The sequence below is a fragment of the Bartonella sp. AC70YNML genome (assembly GCF_042196545.1).
Classification (GTDB): domain Bacteria; phylum Pseudomonadota; class Alphaproteobacteria; order Rhizobiales; family Rhizobiaceae; genus Bartonella.
In genome coordinates this window covers 22,217-46,529 of the sequence record NZ_JBHIQK010000003.1, presented here as the reverse complement: position 1 = coordinate 46,529, position 24,313 = coordinate 22,217, and the positions used below count along the sequence as shown (strand labels likewise).

Sequence of the window (24,313 nt, the reverse complement as noted above, 5' to 3'; positions counted from 1 at the left end):
GACTGCGACTGCGACTGCGACTGCGACTGCGACTGCGACTGCGACTGCGACTGCGACTGCGACTGCGACTGCGACTGAAAAAATGTGTTATTTCAAACTCATAAGCAAGAAAAAATAACGGATATCCCTCTTAAAATTAAGAAAAATTTGATCTTTTTTCTTCAAATACCCACGCTTCTGAAAACATTTCACCAAATTATTTCCTTTTAAAAACACTTTTTAAATATACAACTTAAATATACAATGCATTGATTTATAATGATAATGCTTCTTTCTTCATACTGAATACTCCCCAACATCGTAAGATTCTCTCATTTCAAATCCTTTGATCAAAATCATTCTCTTGCTCCATTACAAGTAAGGAAGATGGATAAAATGATTAAAGAAAAAACATCTCTTATAAACGCTCTCAAGGACTAAGAGCTTTCGTAAGATTAAGAGCTAAAATAATATAATGGTGCCAACCGGTACTTTATAAAATAAAGGTGGTACTCCCTAACGGCTTCTGCATTCATGAAAGCCCTTACATTATATTATTCACGGATAACATCGTAAAATGAATTCGAGCGTACTGAGAAACACTTACTTAAACAAGAAATGTAACAATACAATAATATTCTGTTTTGGTTGCTCTGCTTTGCATGAAAAACGCAACCCCATTAAAAAATGAGGGTAATAAAAGCGTGAAGAACTGGAACAGCTCCATGAAAAAAATATTGCTATGAACGCTTTTAAAACGATAAAATCAAATAAAAAGATGGTAACGATAGACGCTCATTTTTACCTTTACGCTCCAAAATGAATCTGTGTTCTCATCAAAGATAAATAAAGCAGATATAATATTTTTCACTCTAATTGGGTATAACATCAAAACGACTCGTACAGTACAAAAACATTTTATTTTCTGTTACATGCTGCTGTATGAGATTTGACTGTCAAACAACATCAAAAACACGATCTTCTTAAATCCACACCCTTCATTTTAATATTGCGCAGACTTTAGAAAAAGCTTTATGGATCGATATCAATTTGAACCAGAATAGAACTGAGCATTTTGGAGTATACCGCTAAGCATTGTCCCCTTATACAAAGAATATTGCCCCTAAAATAAAAAAAGCAGCAAAAACTGAAAACGATAACGCCCCCGAACCAGAGCCAAAGGCGCTTCTGCTGGTCCCATAACAGAGATATTTTTTCCCGTGGCGCTGCTTAATGCAATGTACATATATCATATTTTGCTGCTTGGATGCTTATTCTGAATAATAAGAAGAGTTCAAGTAAAGCACCTTAAGCAAAAAGACCTTCGCTTTATGCGATACTGGTTTTAGAAAAAGCTTTGCGGATCAATATCAATTTGAACCCGAACGGAACTGGGCATTTTGGGTATACTACTAAGCATTACACGTATAAACCCTTGTATATCAAAAGAGCGCTGTCCTTTCAGCAAAAGCCGAAAACGATAACGCCCCCGAACCAAAGCCAAAGGCGCTTCTGCTGGTCCCATAACAGAGATATTTTTTTCCCGTGGTGCTGCTTGACGCAATGCGCGCGCATAATGTTCTGCTGCTTGGCGCTGTTGTGCCGACACAATCAAAGAGGCAAGCCGCCCATAGGGGGGCAAATGATAATGCTGACGTGCTGCAATCTCACGTGTGTAAAAATCTTCTGGCTGGCATGCAAGTAAGGCTTTGATGACCGGATGATCTGGTTGATAGGTTTGCAATAATCCTAAACTCTTCAATCCCACACGCCCTGCTCTTCCGGTAACTTGAGAAAGCAGCTGATAGGTACGTTCACTTGCGCGTAAATCGCCATTGGCAAGACCAAGATCAGCATCAATAACACCAACCAGAGAGAGCTTGGGAAAATGATGTCCTTTAGCGACCAGCTGTGTTCCAATAATAATGTCTACATCGCCATTGGCAATGGCTTGCAATTCGCTTCGCAACTGCCCAATTCCCCCTTTAAGATCTGTTGAAAGGATCAATGATCGCGCTTGAGGAAAAAGCATCTGTGTTTCTTCGGCAATTCTTTCCACACCCGGTCCGCAAGCCACAAGATGATCTAAGGTTCCGCATTCAGGACAGGCTTCAGGAAGTGGTTCATGATATCCACAATGATGACATTTCAGTTGCCCTTGCGCGCGATGTTCTACCAACCAACTTGAACAATCGTTACAATGAAAACGATGTCCGCAAATTCGGCATAAAGTTAAAGGTGCATAACCACGGCGATTAAGAAAAAGAAGAGCTTGTTCACCCTTATCAAGCGTTTGTTTTAAAGCTCTTTCAAGAGCAAAGGAAATAAAGCGCCCCTTTTGCACCCCTCCTTGACGCATATCAACCACCCGCAACTGTGGAAGTGCGACTTCTTTAAAACGGGATGGTAAATGCACCTTTTGATAACGCCCTTTTAAAACATTGGCTTGGCTTTCAATCGACGGTGTGGCTGAGGATAAAATAACAGGAAAATGCTCAAAAGAGCCCCGAGCAACTGCCATATCACGCGCATGATAAAAAATGCGCTCTTCTTGTTTATAAGCGCTATCATGTTCTTCATCGACAACAATTAAGCCAAGCTTAGGAAAGGGAAGAAAAAGCGCCGAACGAGCCCCAGCCACAACACGCACCCGCCCTTCTGCGACTTGCCGCCAGACGCGTTCTCTACGACGTGGCGTCAAATCAGAATGCCATTCTGCTGCCGCAGCGCCAAAGCGCGCATAAAAACGATCTAAAAACTGCTGAGTTAAAGCAATTTCCGGCAATAAAATTAAAACCTGCTTATCGCCTTTGAAGGCTTGAGCAACCGCTTCAAAATAAACTTCTGTCTTTCCAGATCCAGTCACACCATCAAGCAAAAAAACTTGAAACTGAGAAGATAAAACACCTTCCCGCAATACTGTTGCTGCTTCATTTTGCGCTCCCTGCAACTGAGGAGGACAAAAATCAGGATCAGGCATTTCCACAAGGTCAGGAGCAGGAACCATAACATCTTCGAAAACTCCTAGAGCTTTTAAACCTTCAACAACAGAAACCGAAGTTCCAGCCGCATGTGCCAGACCAGAACGTGTCCATATCTTCTCATCACGCACCAATTCCAAAATCCGTGATCGCGCTGGTGTGAGACGTTCTACATTGCCACCACAATATCGCAAACCCAGCATCTGCGCTTCCGGCTCTAAAGCAGCCGGTACAGACAAAACCAATCGTGCAACAAGACCAAAAGGTGCCATTGTATAGCGACTAACAAAACGCAAAAATGTGATCATTTCTGCCTTTAATGGGGGGCAATCAAAAACATGAAGAAGAAAGCGTAATTTTTCACGCGCCACAGGTGCAGCCCCTTGCCCATCGGCTCTCTTTTCTTCAACGTCCACAACAAAACCGCAAAGTTCACGCCCCATCACCGGAACCCGAACAAAAGACCCAACGTTTACCTCCATAGAAGATGGAACTTTATAACTATAAGGGTGAGCAACAGGAAGAGGAACCAATACGGATACAATCTTTTCCTCCATCATGTTTGAATTCATCTTTTTAACCAATCTACAACCCCTCTAGCACCAACAGGTCTATACGTTATCTTTAAATACTCTTAATTAAAATTCATTGCGGGATTCAATCTTTCCCTCCTATCACAGCACTTTTCTCACAAAAATTCTTTTAAACACTCATCCCATCATCAAAGCACCAACAAAAAACCAATCTCATCCTCTATAGCAAAAAAAACAGCGCCATTCTCCAGTGCAAATAAAGCCCATCACTATAAACATTCAACATGATATCGTAAGTATCCCCCTCCACAACACTATCCCATAGTGCAACTTATTCTTAACACAAAAACTTTTATTTTTTTTGCGCCTCATGTTTCAATTTAATCCTCAATAAACTGATTCATAAAGATAATTCACTTTTTGTATGTTGAATGAAAACCCCTCAATACGATAAATTTTTCTCATTTCAAACCCATCGAGGAACATTTGTAAATCTTTATTAATGAGAGAGTACGCCATGTTTTTGAGTGCCGGTGGGATAATAGTGCGCAAAACCATCGCAATATTTGTCTTGGCAATATTTGTCTTGCTTCATGCCAAAGCGTGGAAACAATGCGTACATTTTTCAACCTAGTTGAAACTACGCAACAACAATACAAGCAATAAGCCGGTACCAACACACACCTTGCCAGCTCGTGGATGTTGCCAACAAGCCCCTTGGCACTTAAAATGATTCATAAAAGGTATTTTCTCTTCTTTCTTGGACAGTTTCACTCTCCACGGCTTTTCCCGTTTGTCACCTGCAAGAAAATGATTTTTATTGATTCAACATCAAACAGGTTTAGAATGAGAGAATCTACGATATTCGGCGTTCTCATTCAACATACAAAAAGTGAATTATCTTTATGAATCAATGCAATGCAGTACAAAAGTATAGGGTTAAAAAATTGTTTATACAGATTTTTATTGTCAAAAGATCTTTCCAATGAAATTTCTAAGACATTAAACGCTATTTTAGCCCATTTTTCTCATCATCTTATGGAACTTCCAATGATCATAAGTCATTGAGGGTCCTCGCCACATTTCAAAAATGAAGATTTTTAACCTCGCCGATCTATAAATAATGTCCTGTACATAATGTTTTGTAAATAATCCTGCTTCCTAAACGGACTTACAACCTCTTTATGTGATTCATATCTCCCTCCTAAAGTAAGCTAATTTATAAGATACAGCTCCTTTCTCTAAATATTTATCAAACTCTCATACAAATCCACGCCCTTTTCGCAACGCAAACCATGAATGGTATAATGATAAATCCACTGATCACCACCATCTTTACGCTTCACAAAGGAGTAAACCAGCACCATCACATACCTTGCCAGCTCATGAATGTTGCCCCCCCTTAGCACTTGAAACAATTCATAAGAAGCATCTTGAGTACTTTCTGAAATACTTATTCCCCACATTCCTGCCCCTCTTATGACGTGCAAACAAGTGATTTTAATTGATTCAATATAAAGCAAAATACGTGATGAGAAAATCTTTCTGTCTTTGGCGTTATAATTCAAGTTAAACAATTATTTATCATTATAAATCAATATGTTGACCATATAAAATACTTAATGCGTAAAATTTTACATGCCTTCTTCAATGGTGTTTTATTACGACACAATGAATCCATTCGCTTTCATCAAAAATAAGGTTAAACGTACCGAAGATATCTTATGATGCACACTCAAATATAAAGAGCAATCGCAAATAAGAAATGAGCGAAGTGTGTGATAATGCTAGCCTATTTTCATAAGTATAAAAATACCGCTACACAAAAATGTTGGTACGCAATGAATTCTATACCTTATTACGAGCAACGCTATGAAATGGGTGTGAAAACGATAAATCGTATTTCTTTACCGAAAACGAGTATATGATTAACATCATAGCATTCTTGTTCTTTACACAGATATTAATTCTTTCTCTTGCTTTTGCCGTCAACAATAGCGCATAACAAAAAATAGGATAAAAGCTAAAAAGAAGAGGTTAGATATGAAGTTTTTTGTGGATAGCGCCAATATCGAAGAAATTCAAGAGTTACAGAATTTAAGCCTTGTTGATGGTGTTACCACCAATCCCTCTCTTATCCTAAAATCAGGACGCAATATTCTTGATGTTACAAAAGAAATTTGTGCTCTCGTTAGCGGACCTGTTTCTGCTGAAGTTGCAGCAACTCAATTTGAAGACATGATGAAAGAAGCGGCTGTTTTAGCAAAGATTGCCGACAATATTTGTATCAAGCTTCCTTTAACACTTGATGGATTAAAAGCCTGTAAAGCCCTCACAGCAGCAGGACTAAAAACAAATCTCACCCTTTGTTTTTCTGCCAATCAAGCCTTATTAGCAGCAAAAGCAGGCGCGACATTCGTTTCACCTTTTATTGGGAGACTTGATGATTGCGGAAATAATGGAAGTGAACTGCTTCATGAAATACGCACAATTTATGATAACTATAACTTTGAAACACAAATCTTAGCCGCTTCAATCCGCACCGTTAATCATGTCAAAGAAGCAGCACTAAGCGGTGCTAACGTTGCAACAGTTCCACCAACAGTCTTAAAAGCCCTGGTCAAACATCCTCTCACCGATAAAGGGTTGCAAATATTCCTCGACGACTGGAAAAAAACAGGACAAAATATTGTTTAATGGCTAGAAGTTTTATTGGAAAGATCTTTTGAAAGTAACAAAAAGATCTGTTCAGCCAACTCTTCCGCGACACGTTTTTTTGCATCTTCTTCTGCTTGCATCGTTGCATATTCTTGACGAAGGCGTTCAAAAGATGCATTCATCATTGCTGTTCCTTTTGCAACAGGCATATTTTTCATATCCTGCAAAGTATAAGAAGCTCTGCTCATAACAGTTCCAACAGAAGGTCGTCCCTCTCTCTTTCTATCATAATCAACCTCTATCTGCATCGATTCTCTTGTAAATACGGATGTCTGCAATGCTAATCGATAAGCCGGTAGAGAAGATTTACCCCCATTCCCATACAAAAGAAACAGTAAATGATTGCGCACCATTTGACCAAAACGATCTGAAGGTTCTTCCACAACAATAGAGGCGAGCTTTTGCGCAAGCCCCAAAGAAGCTTGCCCAGAAGAAGAATTCCCATAAGAAGCAGAATTCATCGCCATTGAACTCTGCGACTCCTGACGGTAAAGCGGCTCAACTTTGCATCCACACAACAGTGTGAATACACCAGCTAAAACGACAAGCAGAAAACTTTTAAAGAACGACATTCACAATCCTTTTTGGAACAACAATGATTTTTTTCACGGGCTTTTCAATCAGCTGCGCCTGTACGAAATCTAAAGCTAAAACCGCTTCTTTAATCATCGTCTCACTCGCTGTTGCTGCAACAGTCACCTCACCACGTTTTTTACCATTAATTTGCACCGGCAAAGTATAGCTTTCTTCAACGATTAATGCAGGATCATAAACAGGCCAAGCAAGCGTAGACATTAAAGTCTCTTCCCCTAAAGCCGCATGACATTCCTCTGCTAAATGAGGCATCATTGGTGCAATCATGGCAAGAAAAAAATCCATAGCTTGACGTAAAGAAGCTTTCATTTCATCGTCAACACTTTCTATCCTATTTAACAACGGTGCCATAATATTCAAGAATTCATAAAGGCGTGCAATAGCCCGATTAAAAGCGAATTTTTCCAAATCATCTTCTACAGCATAGAGCGTACGATGGGCTGCTTTTGAGAGTTCCAAAGCCGCTCCCTGATGCCCTGCACAAGGGGATATATCCTTTAAAACAGAAGCACTCAAAGCCACATGGCGCCAAACACGCTGGACAAAGCGATGAGCCCCTTCAACACCAGATTCTGTCCAGATAACATCCCGCTCGGGGGGAGAATCTGACAACACAAACCAGCGCACAGTATCAGCACCATAAGATGCAATAATATCGTCAGGATCAACAACATTCTTTTTTGATTTAGACATCTTCTCAATCAAACCAATCGTCACTTCACTTTGATCGGTTAATTTATAAGCCTGACGCTTTCCATCTTTTTCAACAATCGAAATTTCTGCTGGAGAAACCCAACCCTGTTCATCCCTATAGGTTTCATGCACCACCATCCCTTGCGTAAAAAGCCCCTTAAAAGGCTCATCAACCGTCACATAACCTAACAATTTCATGGCACGCATAAAAAAGCGCGCATAAAGAAGATGCAAAATCGCGTGCTCAATTCCACCAATATATTGTTGCACAGGCAACCATTCAGCGGTTGCGTGTTTGTCAACCGGTTCTGATGCAAAAGGAGCCGTAAAGCGTGCATAATACCAAGAAGAGTCAACAAATGTATCCATGGTATCGGTTTCACGTTTGGCAGGTTGACCACAGATCGGGCAAGCAACATTCTGCCATGTTTCATGCCGCGCAAGAGGATTTCCTGGTTGATCAAAAGTAATATCATCAGGTAATACAACCGGCAAATCAGCACGCGGAACAGGAACAACCCCACAAGTTGTACAATGGATCATGGGAATGGGGCACCCCCAATAACGTTGCCGTGAAATCCCCCAATCACGCAAACGAAATTGCACTGTTTTCTTCCCTTGCGGTTGCCCATTGAACATTTGTTTCTCAAGCCTTTTGGCTGCTTCTTCAAAGGCTTGTTGGGGTGTTAAACCATCCAAAAATCTAGAATTAATCATCACCCCATCACCAACATAAGGCGCTTCAGGTGTGACAAAATCTTCTTTCTCAACTCCTAAAGGCAAAACCACCGGTTTTATTGGAAGGTCATATTTACACGCAAAATCGAAATCTCTCTGATCATGAGCAGGACAACCAAAAACAACCCCTGTTCCATAGTCCATAAGCACAAAATTAGCGATATAAACGGGAATATGCACCGTTGAATCGAAAGGATGAACAGCCAAAAGGGGCGTGAGAAACCCTTGTTTTTCAGCTGTTTCAAGAGCTGCCGTTGTCGTTCCACCACACCGACAATTTTCAATAAAATCACTCAACGCTTTGTCTTTTTTTGCCAAAGCTTGTGCAATAGGATGATCAACAGACAGCGCTAAAAAGGAAGCACCAAAAAGTGTATCAGGGCGCGTTGAATAACAAACAACCTCATCAAATTTTTCACAAACATCACCAGCATCACCTGTCGACTTTAAAGCCCAACGAATCAGCAAACCTTGTGATTTTCCAATCCAATTTTTTTGCATGGTGCGAACTTTTTCAGGCCATTGGTTCAGCTCTTCAAGCCCAGCCAAGAGATCTTCACTAAAGTCGCTAATTTTGAAAAACCACTGGGTCAACTCACGTTGTTCCACCAACGCACCAGAACGCCATCCCCGTCCATCAACAACCTGTTCATTGGCCAAAACAGTATGATCAACAGGGTCCCAATTCACCTTAGCCACTTTACGTGCTACCAACCCCTTTTGATATAAATCAAGGAACAACATTTGTTGGCGGTGGTAATATTCCACATCACAAGTTGCAAATTCACGCGCCCAATCGAGTGAGAGCCCTAATTGTTTTAATTGCCCGCGCATGACCGCAATATTTTGATAAGTCCAAGTTTTAGGATGCACTTTATTTTGCATAGCAGCATTTTCAGCCGGCATCCCAAAAGCGTCCCACCCCATGGGATGAAGCACATTAAACCCCTTTGCGCGTTTATAGCGTGCAACCACATCTCCCATGGCATAATTGCGCACATGCCCCATGTGAATACGGCCAGAAGGGTAAGGAAACATCTCTAAAACATAATATTTTTCACGAGCATCTTCTTGGACAGTCTGAAAAATTTTCTTTTCATCCCAAATTTCTTGCCATTTTTTTTCTCTCGCACGTGGATTATAGCGTTCACCTATCTTATAATGCTCAATCGTCATTCCCATTATACTCTTTTAATAAAACAGAACCAAAAACTTGTTTTATTATGCTTGATCATGGATTAACCTCATCGTCAACATTTTCGTGAAATATTTCCCTAAGTATTTTATAAAACTTTAAAAAAAACGACCAACTCTTGAACAACAACGATAAAGCACAAACATATGAAGATACAAACTCCCCTTGATGCCCCTTCCATTGAATCATGGCAAAACCTTCAAAAAGATATTGCAGCAATATGCCAAGAGTTACAACGCCCTGTAGAAGAAATTGAACTTATCGCTGTTTCAAAAACTGTTTCTGCTATTGATATACGACCCCTTTTGCAAGCAGGACAATCTTTGTTTGCAGAAAACCGTGTACAAGAAGCAGCACAAAAATGGCCTGCTTTACGTCAACAATTTGAAAATATTAAACTTCATCTCATCGGCCCCCTACAGTCCAATAAAGCTGCTGAAGCTGTAAAGATTTTTGATGTCATTCAAACGGTTGATCGTGCAAAAATAGCCAAAGTTTTGATGGAGGAAATGCAAAAGCAAAAAAGGCATCTTCCCTGCTATGTTCAGGTTAACATTGGCTTAGAACCGCAAAAAAGTGGTATCGCACCACAAGAAGCTATATCTTTTGTCAACCAATGCAAAAACAACTATGGACTTGATATCATCGGACTTATGGGCATTCCCCCTGTCGATGAAAACCCCGGCCCCTATTTCGCGCTCTTAGCAAAATTAGCAAAACAAGCAGGTCTTCCAAAGCTTTCCATGGGTATGTCCAGTGACTTCAAAACCGCTCTACAGTTTGACTCTAACGTCCTTCGCATTGGCTCTGCTTTATTTGGAAAACGCCCTGTGTAAAGCAATTCCCTCTCATATAAATTCATTCCCCCTTCATATAAATTCCCATTGAAAATTCTACGAACAAGCCCAAAACAGCAGAAATGAGAAAAAATATTTCCTTCAATATCAATAAAAGAGCAATTCTAGCAAAAAAGATTCCAGTCCCTCTTTCATCCTGTTAGCAAAATAAGCAAAAAAGCTGGTCTTCTCAAATTTCTTACCGGCACATCCACAACACATACAATAGCTTCAAGATAGCGTTACAATTTGGCTCTCATATTCTCGCACATTAGCTCTACTTTACTCCCCTCTGACCGCCTCTCCAGCAAAAGCAACGTAAAAAATAAATCCTTATATAAAGGCAAAATGATAAGAGGGGCGTTGCGCATGAATGAAAAAACTGTCGCGAAATAAATAATTACAAAAGAATATTTAATAAGATCATCGCAATGATCTCCATTAAAAACCACGAATTCTCTTAACTTCCCCAACACGCGCACACAATTTCCCCATATGCCAATGGTGTAAAGTAGATAAAAAAAGCTTATGGCTGCATAATACAGTAACACAACTCTTTCATGTAAGCCACTTGAGCAAAATAAACATCTCAAATACCCAATAGAGCACCAAGAACCGCGCTAAACAACATGATAGCAATCTATAAGGTCAACGATAGCATAGAGACTTTCTATGCTCTACAAAGCGTAAAATACAGTCAATATCCGCCTGAAAAATAAAAGAACGAATCCCACGCATGTGCGCATAATACATGCAAGAAAAACAATAGCAACAAAGCAGATTTCAATAACGATATCTCTTTATATTTCTCGTAAACAAATAGAAAAACTTCAACTTTTCATATGCGCAATTTTTCTGATTTTAAACTTTAATTAAGGAAAAACAGGGAATATTTCTTATATTTTAAAATATTGTAAATAATATTATTATCTTCTTAAGAAGAAGATTTCATGTATACATATTATAGATATTATTTATACATTATTTTTATTTACATTTTTAAAATTTATATTTGATACTAATCTAAAGTGTGTGATAGCCATTTGAAATGTATCATTTTGATACTGTTTTAGACCTAGATAATTAAGGAGAATTAATATGTTTGGTTCATTCAACACATTCGGTCATATGGCGACAAAGCCTTCTTTTGGTCATTCGCACAATTCAAGACCTACTCATGGAAATGCATGTAGTCCTGGTGCTTTTATGTCTCACATGAATGCACGTGGCAGCGAAGTAGGATTTCCGGCAGGAGTAGTTGGTGCAATTCAAGGTGGTATAACTGGGGGACCAGTAGGTGCATTTACAGGTGGAATGGGAGCTTTGTCATTGAGATACATAGGAGGTGCTGCTTGGGGCTTTATAGAAAAAGGTCGTGAGTGTTGGTTCTAATTTATAGAGAATAGCGACAAAGATATCTCTGAAATTAATAGTTTTGTAAGTATACTTGAAAGAATATACCAAAGTTAAATATCTACATCTATGGATAAAATATTTTTCAGGGATATCTATTGCGGATCACCTCTTATAATCAGGATTTTGTTATAATGAATATTCTTTATGAAATCATAAGACTGTTTTGCATTCTCATTGTCGTTATCCCTATATATGCTATTGGTTTAAAAAAAATTGGTGGCTACAGTTGGAAACTATCTATAAAAATAGCCTCATTGTCAGTTATTGTATTTTTTATTCTTGATAGTTTGTGTAGATATTTCGGTTTATATTAATATTTATTGGATGAGTTCCAAGTACACTGAAAAAATAATTTTCAGAGGTATCTATTGATATCACATACTATAACTAGGATTTTGTTATAATGGATATTCACTATGAAATTATAAGAATGTTTTGCATGTTAATTATAATTACTCCTATAATTGCCATTTCTTTTAAAATATTCAATGGCGTAGGTTGGAGATTGTCTATTATAATGGCATTATCGTCATTTATTATGTTCTTTATTTCTAATTTTTTGCGTAGATATTTTGGTTTATATTAATATTTAGTAAATTTATTCTTTTAAAAAGCATTCTCATTCCCTCTCCTTTATAGGGGTATGTTTTTAATATCTTTATGCTTTTATAAAAAGCTCTATACCGCAATAGCCTTTGCCATATTTGAATATCCTAAAAGCATAAAATACTCTCTTAAAGACAAACGTATCAGATTTAAAAATTGACTATTCTAATCTTTGTCATTTAGTCTAACCTCATAATGAAAAGCTTTTGGGAAAACTCTGCCAAAATATAACCATACAAAAATACAGAGGCAGATTTTTCTAAACAATAAAATGAGGGAAACATGACCGAAAAAATTTATCCAATATCAGAAGAGATCAAAAAAAATACTTTACTCGATGAGGAAACTTATCAACAATGGTATCGAGAAAGCATCGATGATCCAGAAAGCTTCTGGGCAAAACATGGTCAACGCATTGAATGGTTTAAAGCTTTTACAAAAGTAAAAAACACTTCTTTTAACGGAGATGTATCGATTCAATGGTATGAAGATGGGATAACAAATGTAGCTTATAATTGCATTGATCGCCACCTGAAAACCCATGGAGACAAAATCGCGCTCATTTGGGAAGGGGATAATCCTTATCATGATAAAAAAATAACCTATAACGAACTTTATGAACACGTTTGTCGTTTTGCTAATCTTTTGAAAAGTCGTGGCATTAAGAAAGGCGATAAAGTAACCATTTATCTCCCCATGATACCCGAAGCAGCCTATGCCATGCTTGCCTGCGCCCGCATTGGAGCCATTCATTCGGTTATCTTTGCAGGCTTTTCTGCTGAAGCAATAGCAGGACGCCTTGTTGACTGTGAATCAACCTTTATGATTACCGCTGATCACGGCTTGCGTGGCGGCAAACGGATTAACTTAAAAGACAACGTTGACCATGCCATTGAGATAGCCGCGCGCCAAAATGTGCATGTGGACCAAGTCATGGTTATACGGCGAACTTGTGGCCCCATTCAATGGGTAGAGGGGCGTGATTTTTGGTACCACGAAGAGATAGCTCATACCCAAAGAGACTGTCCAGCAGAACCCATGAATGCTGAAGATCCACTTTTTATTCTTTATACTTCAGGCTCAACCGGCAAACCCAAAGGTGTTTTGCATACCACAGCAGGCTATCTTATTTTTGCCTCGATAACTCACCAATATGTTTTTGATTACCACCCCGATGAAGTTTACTGGTGCACAGCTGATATTGGTTGGATAACCGGTCATTCTTATTTGGTTTATGGACCTTTATGCAATGGTGCGACCACTTTAATGTTTGAAGGCACACCAACCTTTCCTGACAAAGGCAGATTCTGGGAAATTGTCGACAAGCATCAAGTCAATACACTCTATACCGCACCAACAGCTATCCGCGCCTTAATGGGAGCAGGAAATTCGTTTGTTGAACACTCAGACAGAACATCGTTGCGTCTTTTAGGCACAGTAGGAGAACCTATTAACCCAGAAGCATGGGAATGGTTTTATCATATAATTGGAAATGACCGTTGTCCGATTCTCGATACATGGTGGCAAACAGAAACAGGGGGGCATATGATCACGCCCCTGCCCGGTGCAACCCCCCTCAAAGCAGGATCGGCCACACGTCCTTTCTTTGGTGTTCAACCCCAAATTGTTGATGCCCAAGGCAATGTTTTAGAAGGTGAAGCAGAAGGCAATCTTTGTATCAGTGATTCATGGCCCGGACAAATGCGCACACTTTATAAGAATCATGAACGCTTTATTCAAACTTATTTTTCCTCCTATAAAGGAAAATATTTTTCAGGCGATAGCTGTAAGCGCGATAGTGACGGCTATTATTGGATCACAGGACGGGTTGATGACATACTCAATGTCTCGGGGCACAGGTTAGGAACCGCTGAAATTGAATCAGCCCTTGTTTCTCATCCCTCTGTATCAGAAGCAGCTATTGTGGGTTACCCGCATCCCATTAAAGGACAAGGAATTTATAGTTTTGTGACCCTCATGGAAGGAACAGCGCCAAGTGAAGAATTGCAAAAAGACCTTATCAAGCATGTGAGACAAGAAATAGGTTCTATTGCCATATTGGATAAAATTCAGTTTGCTCCGCAGCTTCCCAAAACACGATCAGGGAAAATTATGAGACGTATTTTACGAAAAATCGCTGAAAACGATTTTGATACTCTCGGAGATATTTCAACCCTTGCCGAACCACAAGTTGTTGAAGATCTGATTGCCAACCGACAAAACTAAAAAACACGACGAAATACAACATACGGTGGTTTTTGTTTTTTGCTAAAATTATCTCAGCATTATTACGAAAACCACCGAGGATAATAAAAAACAAAACAATTCATGAAAAGCTCAATCATTCTAACAACAAACGCTTTTCTTCATGAGAGGTAAGAAATAATTTAAGCCAAAACCTGAGGATTGGGATACGAACAAGAATAAGAAAGTAAGATAAAAAGAGCAATATAGCTTTTTAAAATCACCCAATGTCCACTCAGTGCAAAAAAACCTCTGAGTAAGAAGGAAAAATAGTTCTGATGTTTATGCTAGAATCACTTTGAAATTCCTGCTAAAATCATAAACAAAGCTAAAAAAAGAAAGTATAAGTGATAATATTCTTGAGCAAAAATATTTATCTATAACGAGGGTGTATAAAAAATATTAAAAACCATGAAATCTAAAATAAGCAAGCTTACAACAAAAATCTAAAGCAATGAAAGTAAGAGTTCTTAGAATAAATGATGCAATATAAAATCAGGAGTAATAATAAAAAGTGATTCATTTTGAAAATGTCGGCCTACGCTATGGAATGGGCCCTGAGGTCCTTCGTGATATTAGCTTTCATATTCCTCCTGGATCATTTCAATTTCTCACAGGTGCCTCTGGAGCAGGGAAAACGTCGCTGATGCGTCTTATGTTTTTGGCACTCAAACCCACCCGCGGTCATATTGATCTCTTTGGAACAGACACAGCATTGCTCAAACGACAAGAGCTCCCTGCGCTACGACAACGTATCGGTGTAGTTTTTCAAGATTTTCGTCTCCTTGATCACATGACCACTTATGAAAATGTTTCCTTGCCTTTACGCATAAAAGGACAAGAAGAAGCAACCTATCGCAGTGAAGTGGAAGATCTTCTCTGTTGGGTAGGTCTGGGAGATCACATTCATGTTTTACCACCGGTTCTTTCCGGCGGAGAAAAACAAAGGGTAGCCATTGCACGCGCGCTCATTGACCAGCCTGAAATCCTCCTTGCGGATGAACCAACAGGAAATGTCGATCCCCCCTTGGCAAAACGCCTACTCCGTTTGTTTATTGAATTAAATCGTTTTGGAACAGCTGTTATCATTGCCACCCATGATATTGCCTTAATGGAACAAGTTGCAGCACGGCGTATGCTTCTCCATAATGGACGGATGACGATTCATGAATAAGTCTTTCCCCATTTTTACAAGTAATAAAAAAAACACAACAGCGATTATTCCCAGTAGCAATATTTCTGGAAAAGCGCTGGTTGCAGTGATTGCAATTATGACATTTCTCTCAAGTCTCACCTTAATCGGTGTTGATTTAGTCCAACATGCCGCCCAAAATTGGAGTAATCAGATTAGCTATGAAGCAACAATACAAATACGCCCCGTTGACAATGTTGATATCAACAAAGCACTCCGTGATGCCGTACAATTGGTTAAAACATTTTCTGGTGTACAAGATGCAAAAATTGTTGACCAAAAAGCTACAGAAAAATTACTAGAGCCATGGCTTGGAACAGGCTTCAATATCAATGAACTTCCCCTTCCCCGCCTCATCATTGTGACTCTGAAAAGAGATGAAAAAATCAATTTTGCTGCCATCAATCATGCCATTAAAACTCAAATTCCAGGCGGTCAATTTGATGATCACCGTGTTTGGGTCCATCGTTTTGCGACCATGGCATACACCACGGTTTTTATCGGTTTTTCAATTTTAGCATTGGTTCTAGGCTCTCTAATCCTCACCATCATTTTTGCCACCCGCAATGCATTGGCAGAAAATACCCATATTATTAATGTGCTATATTTTCTTGGCACTGAAACCCTTTTCATTGCGCGTCAATTTGATTGGCATTTTTTTAAAACGGCACTGCGCGGTGCTTTATATGGTGGTTTCACAAGCATCTTTCTGTTTTCAGCCTTTTGTCTCTGGACAAATTATAACTTGGGAAGAGCAGAAGCCAGCCAAATAACGGCTTTATTAGGACATATTTCCATAAGTTCCGTTCCTTATGGCAAAATCACTCTGCTTATTATTTTCGTTTCTTTTCTCACCACCCTTACAAATCGCATGACTATTTTAGCGCAACTGAAAAAAATCGATCAATGTGAAAACGGTTTATTTTAATTTATGACTCACAACACTTTCAACTCATTGACGCAAAACAATTTAGAACGTCCTCTTCCAAAACGGCCCCACTATAATAGTTGGTCTCCATGGCTTTTATTTCGCTATTTTCCACCAACAACCCTTACTCTTGCAATCACTGTTTTCATTTTCTGGGGCGGTTTTATTATTTTTTCTGAAAAAACCGAACGACTTGTCCCCCCAACGCCTCTCCCCAAAGCGGATGCCATTATCGTGCTTACAGGCGGAGAAAACCGAATAGAGACAGGACTTCATCTCTTACAAAAGGGGCTTGGTTCACGACTCCTCATCAGTGGTGTAAACACCACAACCAACCTGAAGAGTTTCATGCATAACATGCATATTACCCCACGGCTTATCTCCTGTTGTATTGACATTGGGCATCAAGCGATTAACACCAGAGGAAACGCCGAAGAAAGCGCCGCTTGGATCAAAAAGCATCACTATAAAACCCTTTATATCGTCACCCATGATTACCATGTGTGGCGCTCGATGCGTGAACTTAAATATCTCATGCCTGATATCCATTTCATTGCTTATCCTGTGAAGAAGAGCAAAGCTGAAAGCACAATACAACAGATCAGGCAAGCCCGCATTCTCATATTCCAATATATTAAAACACTGCAAGTCTATATCAGAACCGCCTTCTGACCTTTATTCTTGTGACTTTAAACCTTGCCACCCTCTGACTGCTTTACCCTTCTCTCCATACCTTTCCACACGAATTACCGCCATAAAAGCACGCCAGAACTTCTCCCCATACAAAGCACAACGCCCCGATACACGTGTCACTGTCTTGCACATTCACCAAAAAACATCTCTTACATCCCAAACTTGATCTCACAACACGTGATCTATCTAATGCCATCCCCAATATAGAAGACAGCTCTTGTAAATAGAGCCCCTAGACAGCCATAGGATCTACAGACTTGTCATAAAAATCTATTTATACCACTGTCTTACCCTTCATAAAAAATGCAAACCGCCCCACCCTATATTTTGCCGCCTCTCAAGTATTACGATTGCTCTTAAACCTCTTGGGATGATTGGTAAGAGGCATACATTACGCCTTTCTTAAACACGAACATACCAACCTCATATGACATGCAAGGCAGTCATTTTAAAAGCCTAAAAGTAAGAAAATTTATGATCCTTAGAATTCTTGTTCAAGAGAGAGAACGTTAAACAGTCATTATAAATCAATATATTAAAAACAATCTCTTCATTCTACAAAGCGTCTTCATAAAAGCATTTTAGATCACAGATAGGAATAAGTTCAAAACGAACACTGCCACGAACATCCCACACTTTTTATAGCAATATATTTTGCATAAATCATTTCGCTCTCTAAGATCACTTTTTGTCTGGTTTCCTCCCCAAAAAAGAACGAAAATTTTTAAACTCTATCGATCTGTAAACAATAACAATCCAGATTCTTGTCTAACGCGTTCTCCCTGCTCACTTCAATATCAGAACACCTCAAAGGACAGATTTCATGAAAATTGTCATGTCCTCTCAACATCTCAAAGGACGATGATTCCTATCAGCAACGATTTGTAAACAATCCACTTTCTCTGGACAAGTTCCTCTCAGCGTCCCCATTTATATGGTTTACTCACATAAAGCTCGACAAGAAAACCCTGCCTGAGAATATTCATCACTGCCGCTAAAGCTCATGCGTCATAATTTTAGCGACCTCACTGCCTAAGGTGCTTTATCACATATAACATATTGATTTATAATGAAAATTTATTACGCTACAACTTGAATGAGAGCTCTCAATATCATCAGATTCTCTCATTTCAAATCTGCTCTCTATTGAATCAATCAAAACCATTTTCTTGCACATCACACAGGACTTGAACATCACAAAGGAAGAGAGCCTGCGCAGCGTAAAACTGTAAAAGAAAGACATGCCTCTTATGGACTTGTCTCAAGTGCCAAGGGCTGTCGCAATACCCACGAGCTGCTAAGGCGTGTAAGAGAGCCAGTTTGTGACAACTCAACACTTTTTTACCGCACAATGGATAATTTAACCTTTTCAGTTTCTCTCACTTCCAATTTTGGAAGGCTGCGCACAATTTTCATAGTTTCTAAACTTACCGTAATAACCCGCTGAAACAATTCCAATGGATAAGCTGGATTACCCACCGTTTCAACAGCATAGCGATTGGCATCATTAACAAGTCCGCTCGCTTTATCCGTTTTGACAACCTGCCGCTCCATAACCCATTCAAGAGCAGGCCTGCCATTGACCACATACTCATAAGCTTCAAGAGGAATATTCTGCATCGTGATATGTGCATTATAAACCACAGTGCTTTTATCAATAGCACCACGCTTACCAGCAAATTTCATCGCCTCAACACGATAAAAACTCTTCTCATCAGAAATCACCCAAGTTCTTGGATCACCCTGTTTGTAGGTAACGGAATAGGGTTCAACCTCTTCATAATTCATATGCAAATTACCAAGCTTGCGCCCCGCTGTCACAAAAGCCCAAAAATCCTCTACCTTTTTAACTGTTGGAATACGCGGCAATTGTTTAGATAAATTATGCGCATAACGAGCACGATAATCTTCAGAATGCAAAATCCCATAAACATAATAAAACAAATCATCCTTTGTTATCATTTCACCAGGATAAGCTGCCTTAAAATAAGCCAATCCTTCATCCGTAAGAGCATCACGCCGCTGCAGACCAGCTTTTTTGCTTTCCTCTACAAAATTTGCAAACAAATGAACCTGATCCCCCTCCTTATTTTTCAAGGACACAGCATCTTCATAAACATACCGTGGAAAACATTGATTTTTCTCCATTGCATCCAAACTGGGTAAATTCTTAGTCATAAGAACAGAAAAACCACTCCTTGCTCCTCTGCCCGTAACTTGTATTACCTTATTTTCAACCGCTTTTTCTAATGGAAATATACGCGGCATTTGTAAAACTCTATGGTTAAAAGTACGGTTATAATAGAGCCATTGTTGTGTAAAAGGACGATAAAAACTTTGAACTAAGCAATTACTTTCAAATTCAGAAAACTTTCCTCTTACCAATTCTTCTTTAAGGCTACTACTCCAACTGATTTTTTGGGTATCTGTATCAACAAAATCGTTCACGGCATTCGCACGCGCCTTGCGATCAGCGTGTATGTAGGCATTATTAAAACGCTCTACTTCACTGTTATAAAAAGTAATCATATTGCTCATATTTTTTGCTAAAGCTTCACGACTAAAATTATATGTCCACGCATCACGACTAGTTTGTATCCCACCAGAAAAATTTTCAAAAAGCTTTTTATCACTGCCCTTCTTATCACCTAAGATCAAAAATTTTTCAAAATCACTGTTGCGTTGATCCAACCAATCTCCATACGCATCTGGTATAATCACCTGCCATCCCTGTTCATGCTTGATACCACCAACACTACCCAATCGTTGAAGCTCACGGAGTTTCTCTTTTGTCGTGAGATTATCACCAATATCATGATAACAAATTTTACAAGGTCCCGTGGCATTTGGATTTTTGACAAACAGGGTCACAGCAATTCCTGTCATACTTCCACTTCCGAAAACATTTTGCCCTTCTTGAGCACGCCCTTTGCTCAACATATTTTTACGAATATCACCCCGCAAATTGAGAACATAAATGCGCGAAAATTCTTCATTCAAATTTTTTCTAAGACCATCCATTGCTAATTTTTCAACATAACCAGAACCAGTTACAAAACCAATAACACCACAATCTTTTATGCGATCACTTGCCCACCGAATGGCACGAATATAACTGTCATAAAGCCCATTAACATTGCTCGCTTTGGATTGAGCGGCATAGGTTTCACGAATGTGACGATCCAATTTAGGATAGCCAATATTCTGCGCATTGTCATTTTCACTTTTTTGTCCCGAAGAATAAGGGGGATTGCCAACAATAACACGAATATCCAGTTCCTTCTGGTGCGCCCGACGTGTACTGTTATCCACCAGCAAATCACTGATCAGGTCTTTTTCTTGCTCATAAAGCTGGAATGTATCGGTTAAACAAATTCCCTCAAACGGAATATAATCACCCCCCATCAGACCATGATAAGTTGTCTCAATATTAATGGCTGCAATATAATAGGCTAATAGAACAATCTCATTGGCATGGATTTCATGACAAAATTTGTGCTTCATCTCCTCTGGTGTGATCAATCCTGATTGTAAAAGCCGCGTGATAAAAGTACCCGTTCCCGTAAACGGATCCATGATGTGCACACCCGATGAGCCAAGCGTTTGCCCAAATTCTTGCTCTAAGACATCATTGACAGAGTGCAAAATAAAATCCACAACCTCGACGGGGGTATAAACAATGCCTAGTTTTTCTACAGTGCGTGGAAAAGCATAACGAAAAAACTTATCATAAAGCTCTACAATCAACCTCTGTTTTGCTTTTGGATCCGTAATGCCACTGGCGCGTAATTTTACACTTGCATAAAATTTCTCAAGATCTTTAGATTCCTTATCAAGATTCGCCTCATCAAGCACATCAAGCATACGCTGCATAGCACACGAGACAGGGTTCTCACGTGTGAACTGATACCCCTCAAATAACACCTGAAAGACAGGACGCGTAATAATATGCTGTGCCAACATCTCAATCGCATCAGCTTCTGTAACAGCATTATTTAAATCATCACGCAGTTCTGCCACAAACCTGTCAAAGGCTTGACGCGCCTCAGTATCTGGCTTTGCCAGAATACCTGTTAAGCGTGCAATATGATTCTTAGCAATTTCCGCAATATTGCTCGCCCAATCCTCCCAATAATCTCGTGTCCCACACTTTTTGACAATCTTTGCCATGATGGCACGCGAAATCTCATCCACAGGGAAAGCAAGCTCCCCTTGTTCATCTGTAAAAAGGACATCACGCTCCGCTGTACCAATGCCCAATCGTGCTGGTTGTGCGCGTAGTGGAAGATTGTCTACAACAGCCGTAATAGCCTTTAATTCAGTGCTCTGTGTGACACCAATAATCTCAATCACATTGCTAATATCTTGCCCGAGGGATGCCTTATTAATCGTTGCATCAAAACGATCATCATGTGCACGCAAAGCATTTAAAATTTGCCAGATAACCCGATATTTATCATTGTTGTTCAAAGCCTGTTCCGCTGGAGTATCAAGAGGAATACCAATTGGCAAAATGACATATCCCATCTTTTTACCCTCAGAGCGACGCATCACCCGCCCAACCGCTTGCACAACATCAATCTGGCTCTTGCGTGGATTTAAAAACATGATCGCATCAAGAGCCGGAACATCCACCCCCTCAGACAAACACCTTGCATTGGTTAAAATACGACAAATATCATCCCCACTATCAGCTTTCAGCCAATCAAGTAATGCACCACGATCCTTTGCATTGAAAGTGCCATCAACATGCTCAATTTCACACTTCAGAAAATGTTCATTTTCTGTATCCTCTTTCGTATAATCAAGATATTCTCTAACAACCGCAGAAAACTCATCACGAACGAGTTTAGAACTTTGAATAGTTTTACAAAACGCTAAAGCACGATGCATAGGATATGAATCCGTACCAACATCGGCCTTCATATTTTGTTTTGTCAAAGCCTTATAACAGCCAATAATCTTCGTTGCATCATCAAGAATAAGCTCAGAATCGCTATCACTAAGGCGCTTCTGAACAGCGGAACTGACCAATTTTTCATCCATTGCTAAGACAATAACCTTATAATCTGTTAAAAGATCATTTTGTACTGCCCATGAAAAACCCCGATAAAAAAGTGTTTTACCAAAAAGCTTTTCATCATCCATCGAAGCAAGAACAGCATTAACTTCATTCGCGCGACTTTTTGCGTTATCACCAAAAATACGTGGTGTCGCTGTCATATAAAGGCGCTTCTTGGCGCGAATAACATCATTGGAATGCACCTTAACAAAATTGGATTCATCCTCTCCCACCAGCGTTGCCCCTGTTGTACGGTGCGCTTCATCACAAATGATAAGATCAAATGTTGGCAAACCATAGTTTTTCTGAGCATCAGCAATCACCTGAATGGATTGATAGGTTGCAAACACAACGGTCATCTTATCTGCAACACTCTTCCCCACCTGATCTGCAAGTTTAGCCGCATTAGTTGTCGCCGGAAAAGCAAGATCAAACACATCAATTTCAGCAACATCATCACTATTTTTACGACGCTTTCCCACTTGTGTATCAGAACAGACAGCAAAGGATCTCAATCCAATTCCTGCATCCGTTGTCCATTCACGCACCGTCTGTGACATCAGCGCCAAAGAAGGAACAAGAAACAAAACAAACTTGCCTTCACCTGCCAAATCCTCAGCAATTTTAAGACTGGTAAATGTCTTACCAGTCCCACAAGCCATAATGAGCTTACCCCGATCTGCTTGAGCAAGCCCAGCACGCACATCACGCAATGCCTCCAGCTGATGTGGACGCAGCTTCTTTTTATCCTCCAAAACAACTTTGCCCTGGGCTGCAAAAGTTTCCCAACGGATCGGACTTTGTTGTATATCGGAAAGATTAATCCGTATAACAGGAATATCCTGCCCCCGTATCATTATTTCAGCGTTATCACTCCAAGCACGTTCAGTACTATCTATAATAACACGCCGCTTGAACGGAGCTTTTCCTGATGCCGAAATAAAACTATCAATATCTGCTTTTCTAATTCGATATGCTGCATCATAAAATTTACATTGGATTGCTGCAAACCCCTCTTCATCACGCATCTTTGCCACAAGATCAATACCAGTATCCCGACCATCCCAACCATTTTCATGCGCCCAATCTTTAAAGGTTTGAACTTTTTCATAACACCCAAACTGAAGAGGATCATGTGTCAGATAAGCAAGAGCAAAACGCTCAAAATACGTTCCTTTATCTCGTTCGGTACGCGCTTGATCACGATAGGTCTGTAAAAGCGATTGCAGCGTCATGCTTCCACCCCAATGAAAAATACCTTCAACTATCGAATCTAAACCAATTCGTCAATGCCTCTTGTTCTACCCAAAAAACTTAAAAAAAGCTTAAAATTGCTTGATTTTAAAACATTTCTTCTATGTTTAATTAAACCAACAAGAGAAAATCTTTTGATCCTTTTGAGTATCCCCCAAATCATATGATGCATTTACTGATGTCTATATCCCTATGGAAATAAACGGTAAGGCGTGATGATTTTGAAAATATTTTTTGCCTTTTGTAAGAATACAAAATAAAGTGCACAATAATTTTAGGATTTAGCTTAAGAATGAGAGGGGGGAAATGGATACGACACCTGCGAACACACAAGACACCAAGGAAGAAACTCCACACACAAAACAGCGCATTTTACGAACGATCATGCATATAATTTCCCTATAATATGCAAAATATTAGTCGTGATATTCAAAATATTGATTTTTGAAATATTTCTTTGTCTTTTGTTCTTTCGTAGACTAATTATTCGCTTCTTATACTTTATAGCGGGTGGTTTTAGAATTCTTTTTTATCTGTATCGGACTTGTAGCAGGAGGAAGAATACCATACCAACTAGACATACCATTGCTCATCACTAGCGCCATTATGTTCTTTAGCAACATAACTGCAGCTTGGTATTACGATGTTCTC

The 24,313-nt window shown here is 39.5% G+C and carries 13 protein-coding genes and 1 pseudogene; 7 read left to right on the top strand and 7 right to left on the bottom strand.

Translation table 11 applies throughout. From position 1 onward, the window contains the following. Positions 1–1,011: 1,011 nt before the first annotated feature. The 3 genes and pseudogenes from ACFIMU_RS03620 to ACFIMU_RS03610 form a co-directional block, all read right to left on the bottom strand. A pseudogene (locus ACFIMU_RS03620) lies at positions 1,012–1,195 on the bottom strand (hypothetical protein); the annotation flags it as partial. A gap of 129 nt (positions 1,196–1,324) precedes the next feature. Beyond that, positions 1,325–3,532 (bottom strand): primosomal protein N', encoded by a 2,208-nt coding sequence (locus ACFIMU_RS03615; RefSeq protein ID WP_375696849.1) that lies wholly within the window; start codon positions 3,530–3,532, stop codon positions 1,325–1,327. A 1,202-nt stretch (positions 3,533–4,734) separates the two neighbouring features. Continuing rightward, on the bottom strand, positions 4,735–5,070 hold the full coding sequence (locus tag ACFIMU_RS03610) for a hypothetical protein (RefSeq protein WP_375606586.1): 336 nt from the start codon (positions 5,068–5,070) through the stop codon (positions 4,735–4,737). Positions 5,071–5,536: 466 nt separating this feature from the next. Here ACFIMU_RS03610 and fsa point away from each other — a divergent pair, with 466 nt between their 5' ends. Then, positions 5,537–6,190 carry a fructose-6-phosphate aldolase gene (fsa, locus tag ACFIMU_RS03605; RefSeq protein ID WP_375609428.1) on the top strand — a complete coding sequence of 218 codons (654 nt, stop codon included), beginning with the start codon at positions 5,537–5,539 and terminating at the stop codon, positions 6,188–6,190. Here fsa and ACFIMU_RS03600 read toward each other — a convergent pair. Together ACFIMU_RS03600 and leuS are read right to left on the bottom strand one after the other, a co-directional pair. Further along, entirely contained in the window at positions 6,187–6,783 is a 597-nt protein-coding gene (locus tag ACFIMU_RS03600) for a hypothetical protein (RefSeq protein WP_375609429.1), read from the bottom strand. The genes fsa and ACFIMU_RS03600 overlap by 4 nt on opposite strands. Continuing rightward, on the bottom strand, positions 6,770–9,412 hold the full coding sequence (gene leuS / locus ACFIMU_RS03595) for a leucine--tRNA ligase (protein ID WP_375609430.1): 2,643 nt from the start codon (positions 9,410–9,412) through the stop codon (positions 6,770–6,772). The genes ACFIMU_RS03600 and leuS overlap by 14 nt, the downstream gene beginning before the upstream one ends. A gap of 165 nt (positions 9,413–9,577) precedes the next feature. On the opposite strand from leuS, the gene ACFIMU_RS03590 reads away from it, so the two are divergent. The 6 genes from ACFIMU_RS03590 (at position 9,578) to ACFIMU_RS03565 (ending at position 17,325) form a co-directional block, all read left to right on the top strand. After that, the gene (locus ACFIMU_RS03590) at positions 9,578–10,267 is read left to right on the top strand and encodes a YggS family pyridoxal phosphate-dependent enzyme (protein WP_375606590.1); all 690 of its coding nucleotides are present in this window, start codon (positions 9,578–9,580) and stop codon (positions 10,265–10,267) included. Between the two features lie 1,098 nt (positions 10,268–11,365). Beyond that, positions 11,366–11,659, top strand: a complete 294-nt coding sequence (locus ACFIMU_RS03585; protein WP_375609431.1) for a hypothetical protein — start codon at positions 11,366–11,368, stop codon at positions 11,657–11,659. 912 nt (positions 11,660–12,571) lie between these two features. Further along, on the top strand, positions 12,572–14,515 hold the full coding sequence (acs, locus tag ACFIMU_RS03580; RefSeq protein ID WP_375606592.1) for an acetate--CoA ligase: 1,944 nt from the start codon (positions 12,572–12,574) through the stop codon (positions 14,513–14,515). A 532-nt stretch (positions 14,516–15,047) separates the two neighbouring features. Next, positions 15,048–15,707, top strand: coding sequence for a cell division ATP-binding protein FtsE (gene ftsE, locus ACFIMU_RS03575; protein WP_273723097.1), 660 nt, complete (start codon positions 15,048–15,050; stop codon positions 15,705–15,707). Next, positions 15,700–16,653, top strand: a complete 954-nt coding sequence (locus ACFIMU_RS03570) for a cell division protein FtsX (protein ID WP_375606593.1) — start codon at positions 15,700–15,702, stop codon at positions 16,651–16,653. The genes ftsE and ACFIMU_RS03570 overlap by 8 nt, the downstream gene beginning before the upstream one ends. Positions 16,654–16,656: 3 nt before the next feature. Further along, entirely contained in the window at positions 16,657–17,325 is a 669-nt protein-coding gene (locus ACFIMU_RS03565; RefSeq protein ID WP_375606594.1) for a YdcF family protein, read from the top strand. Between the two features lie 3 nt (positions 17,326–17,328). Here the strand turns inward: ACFIMU_RS03565 and ACFIMU_RS03560 are convergent, their stop codons facing one another. Together ACFIMU_RS03560 and ACFIMU_RS03555 are read right to left on the bottom strand one after the other, a co-directional pair. Next, positions 17,329–17,466 (bottom strand): hypothetical protein, encoded by a 138-nt coding sequence (locus ACFIMU_RS03560; RefSeq protein WP_375614523.1) that lies wholly within the window; start codon positions 17,464–17,466, stop codon positions 17,329–17,331. A 1,221-nt stretch (positions 17,467–18,687) separates the two neighbouring features. Continuing rightward, positions 18,688–23,643, bottom strand: a complete 4,956-nt coding sequence (locus tag ACFIMU_RS03555; protein ID WP_375696828.1) for a DEAD/DEAH box helicase — start codon at positions 23,641–23,643, stop codon at positions 18,688–18,690. Between the last annotated feature and the right edge of the window lie 670 nt (positions 23,644–24,313).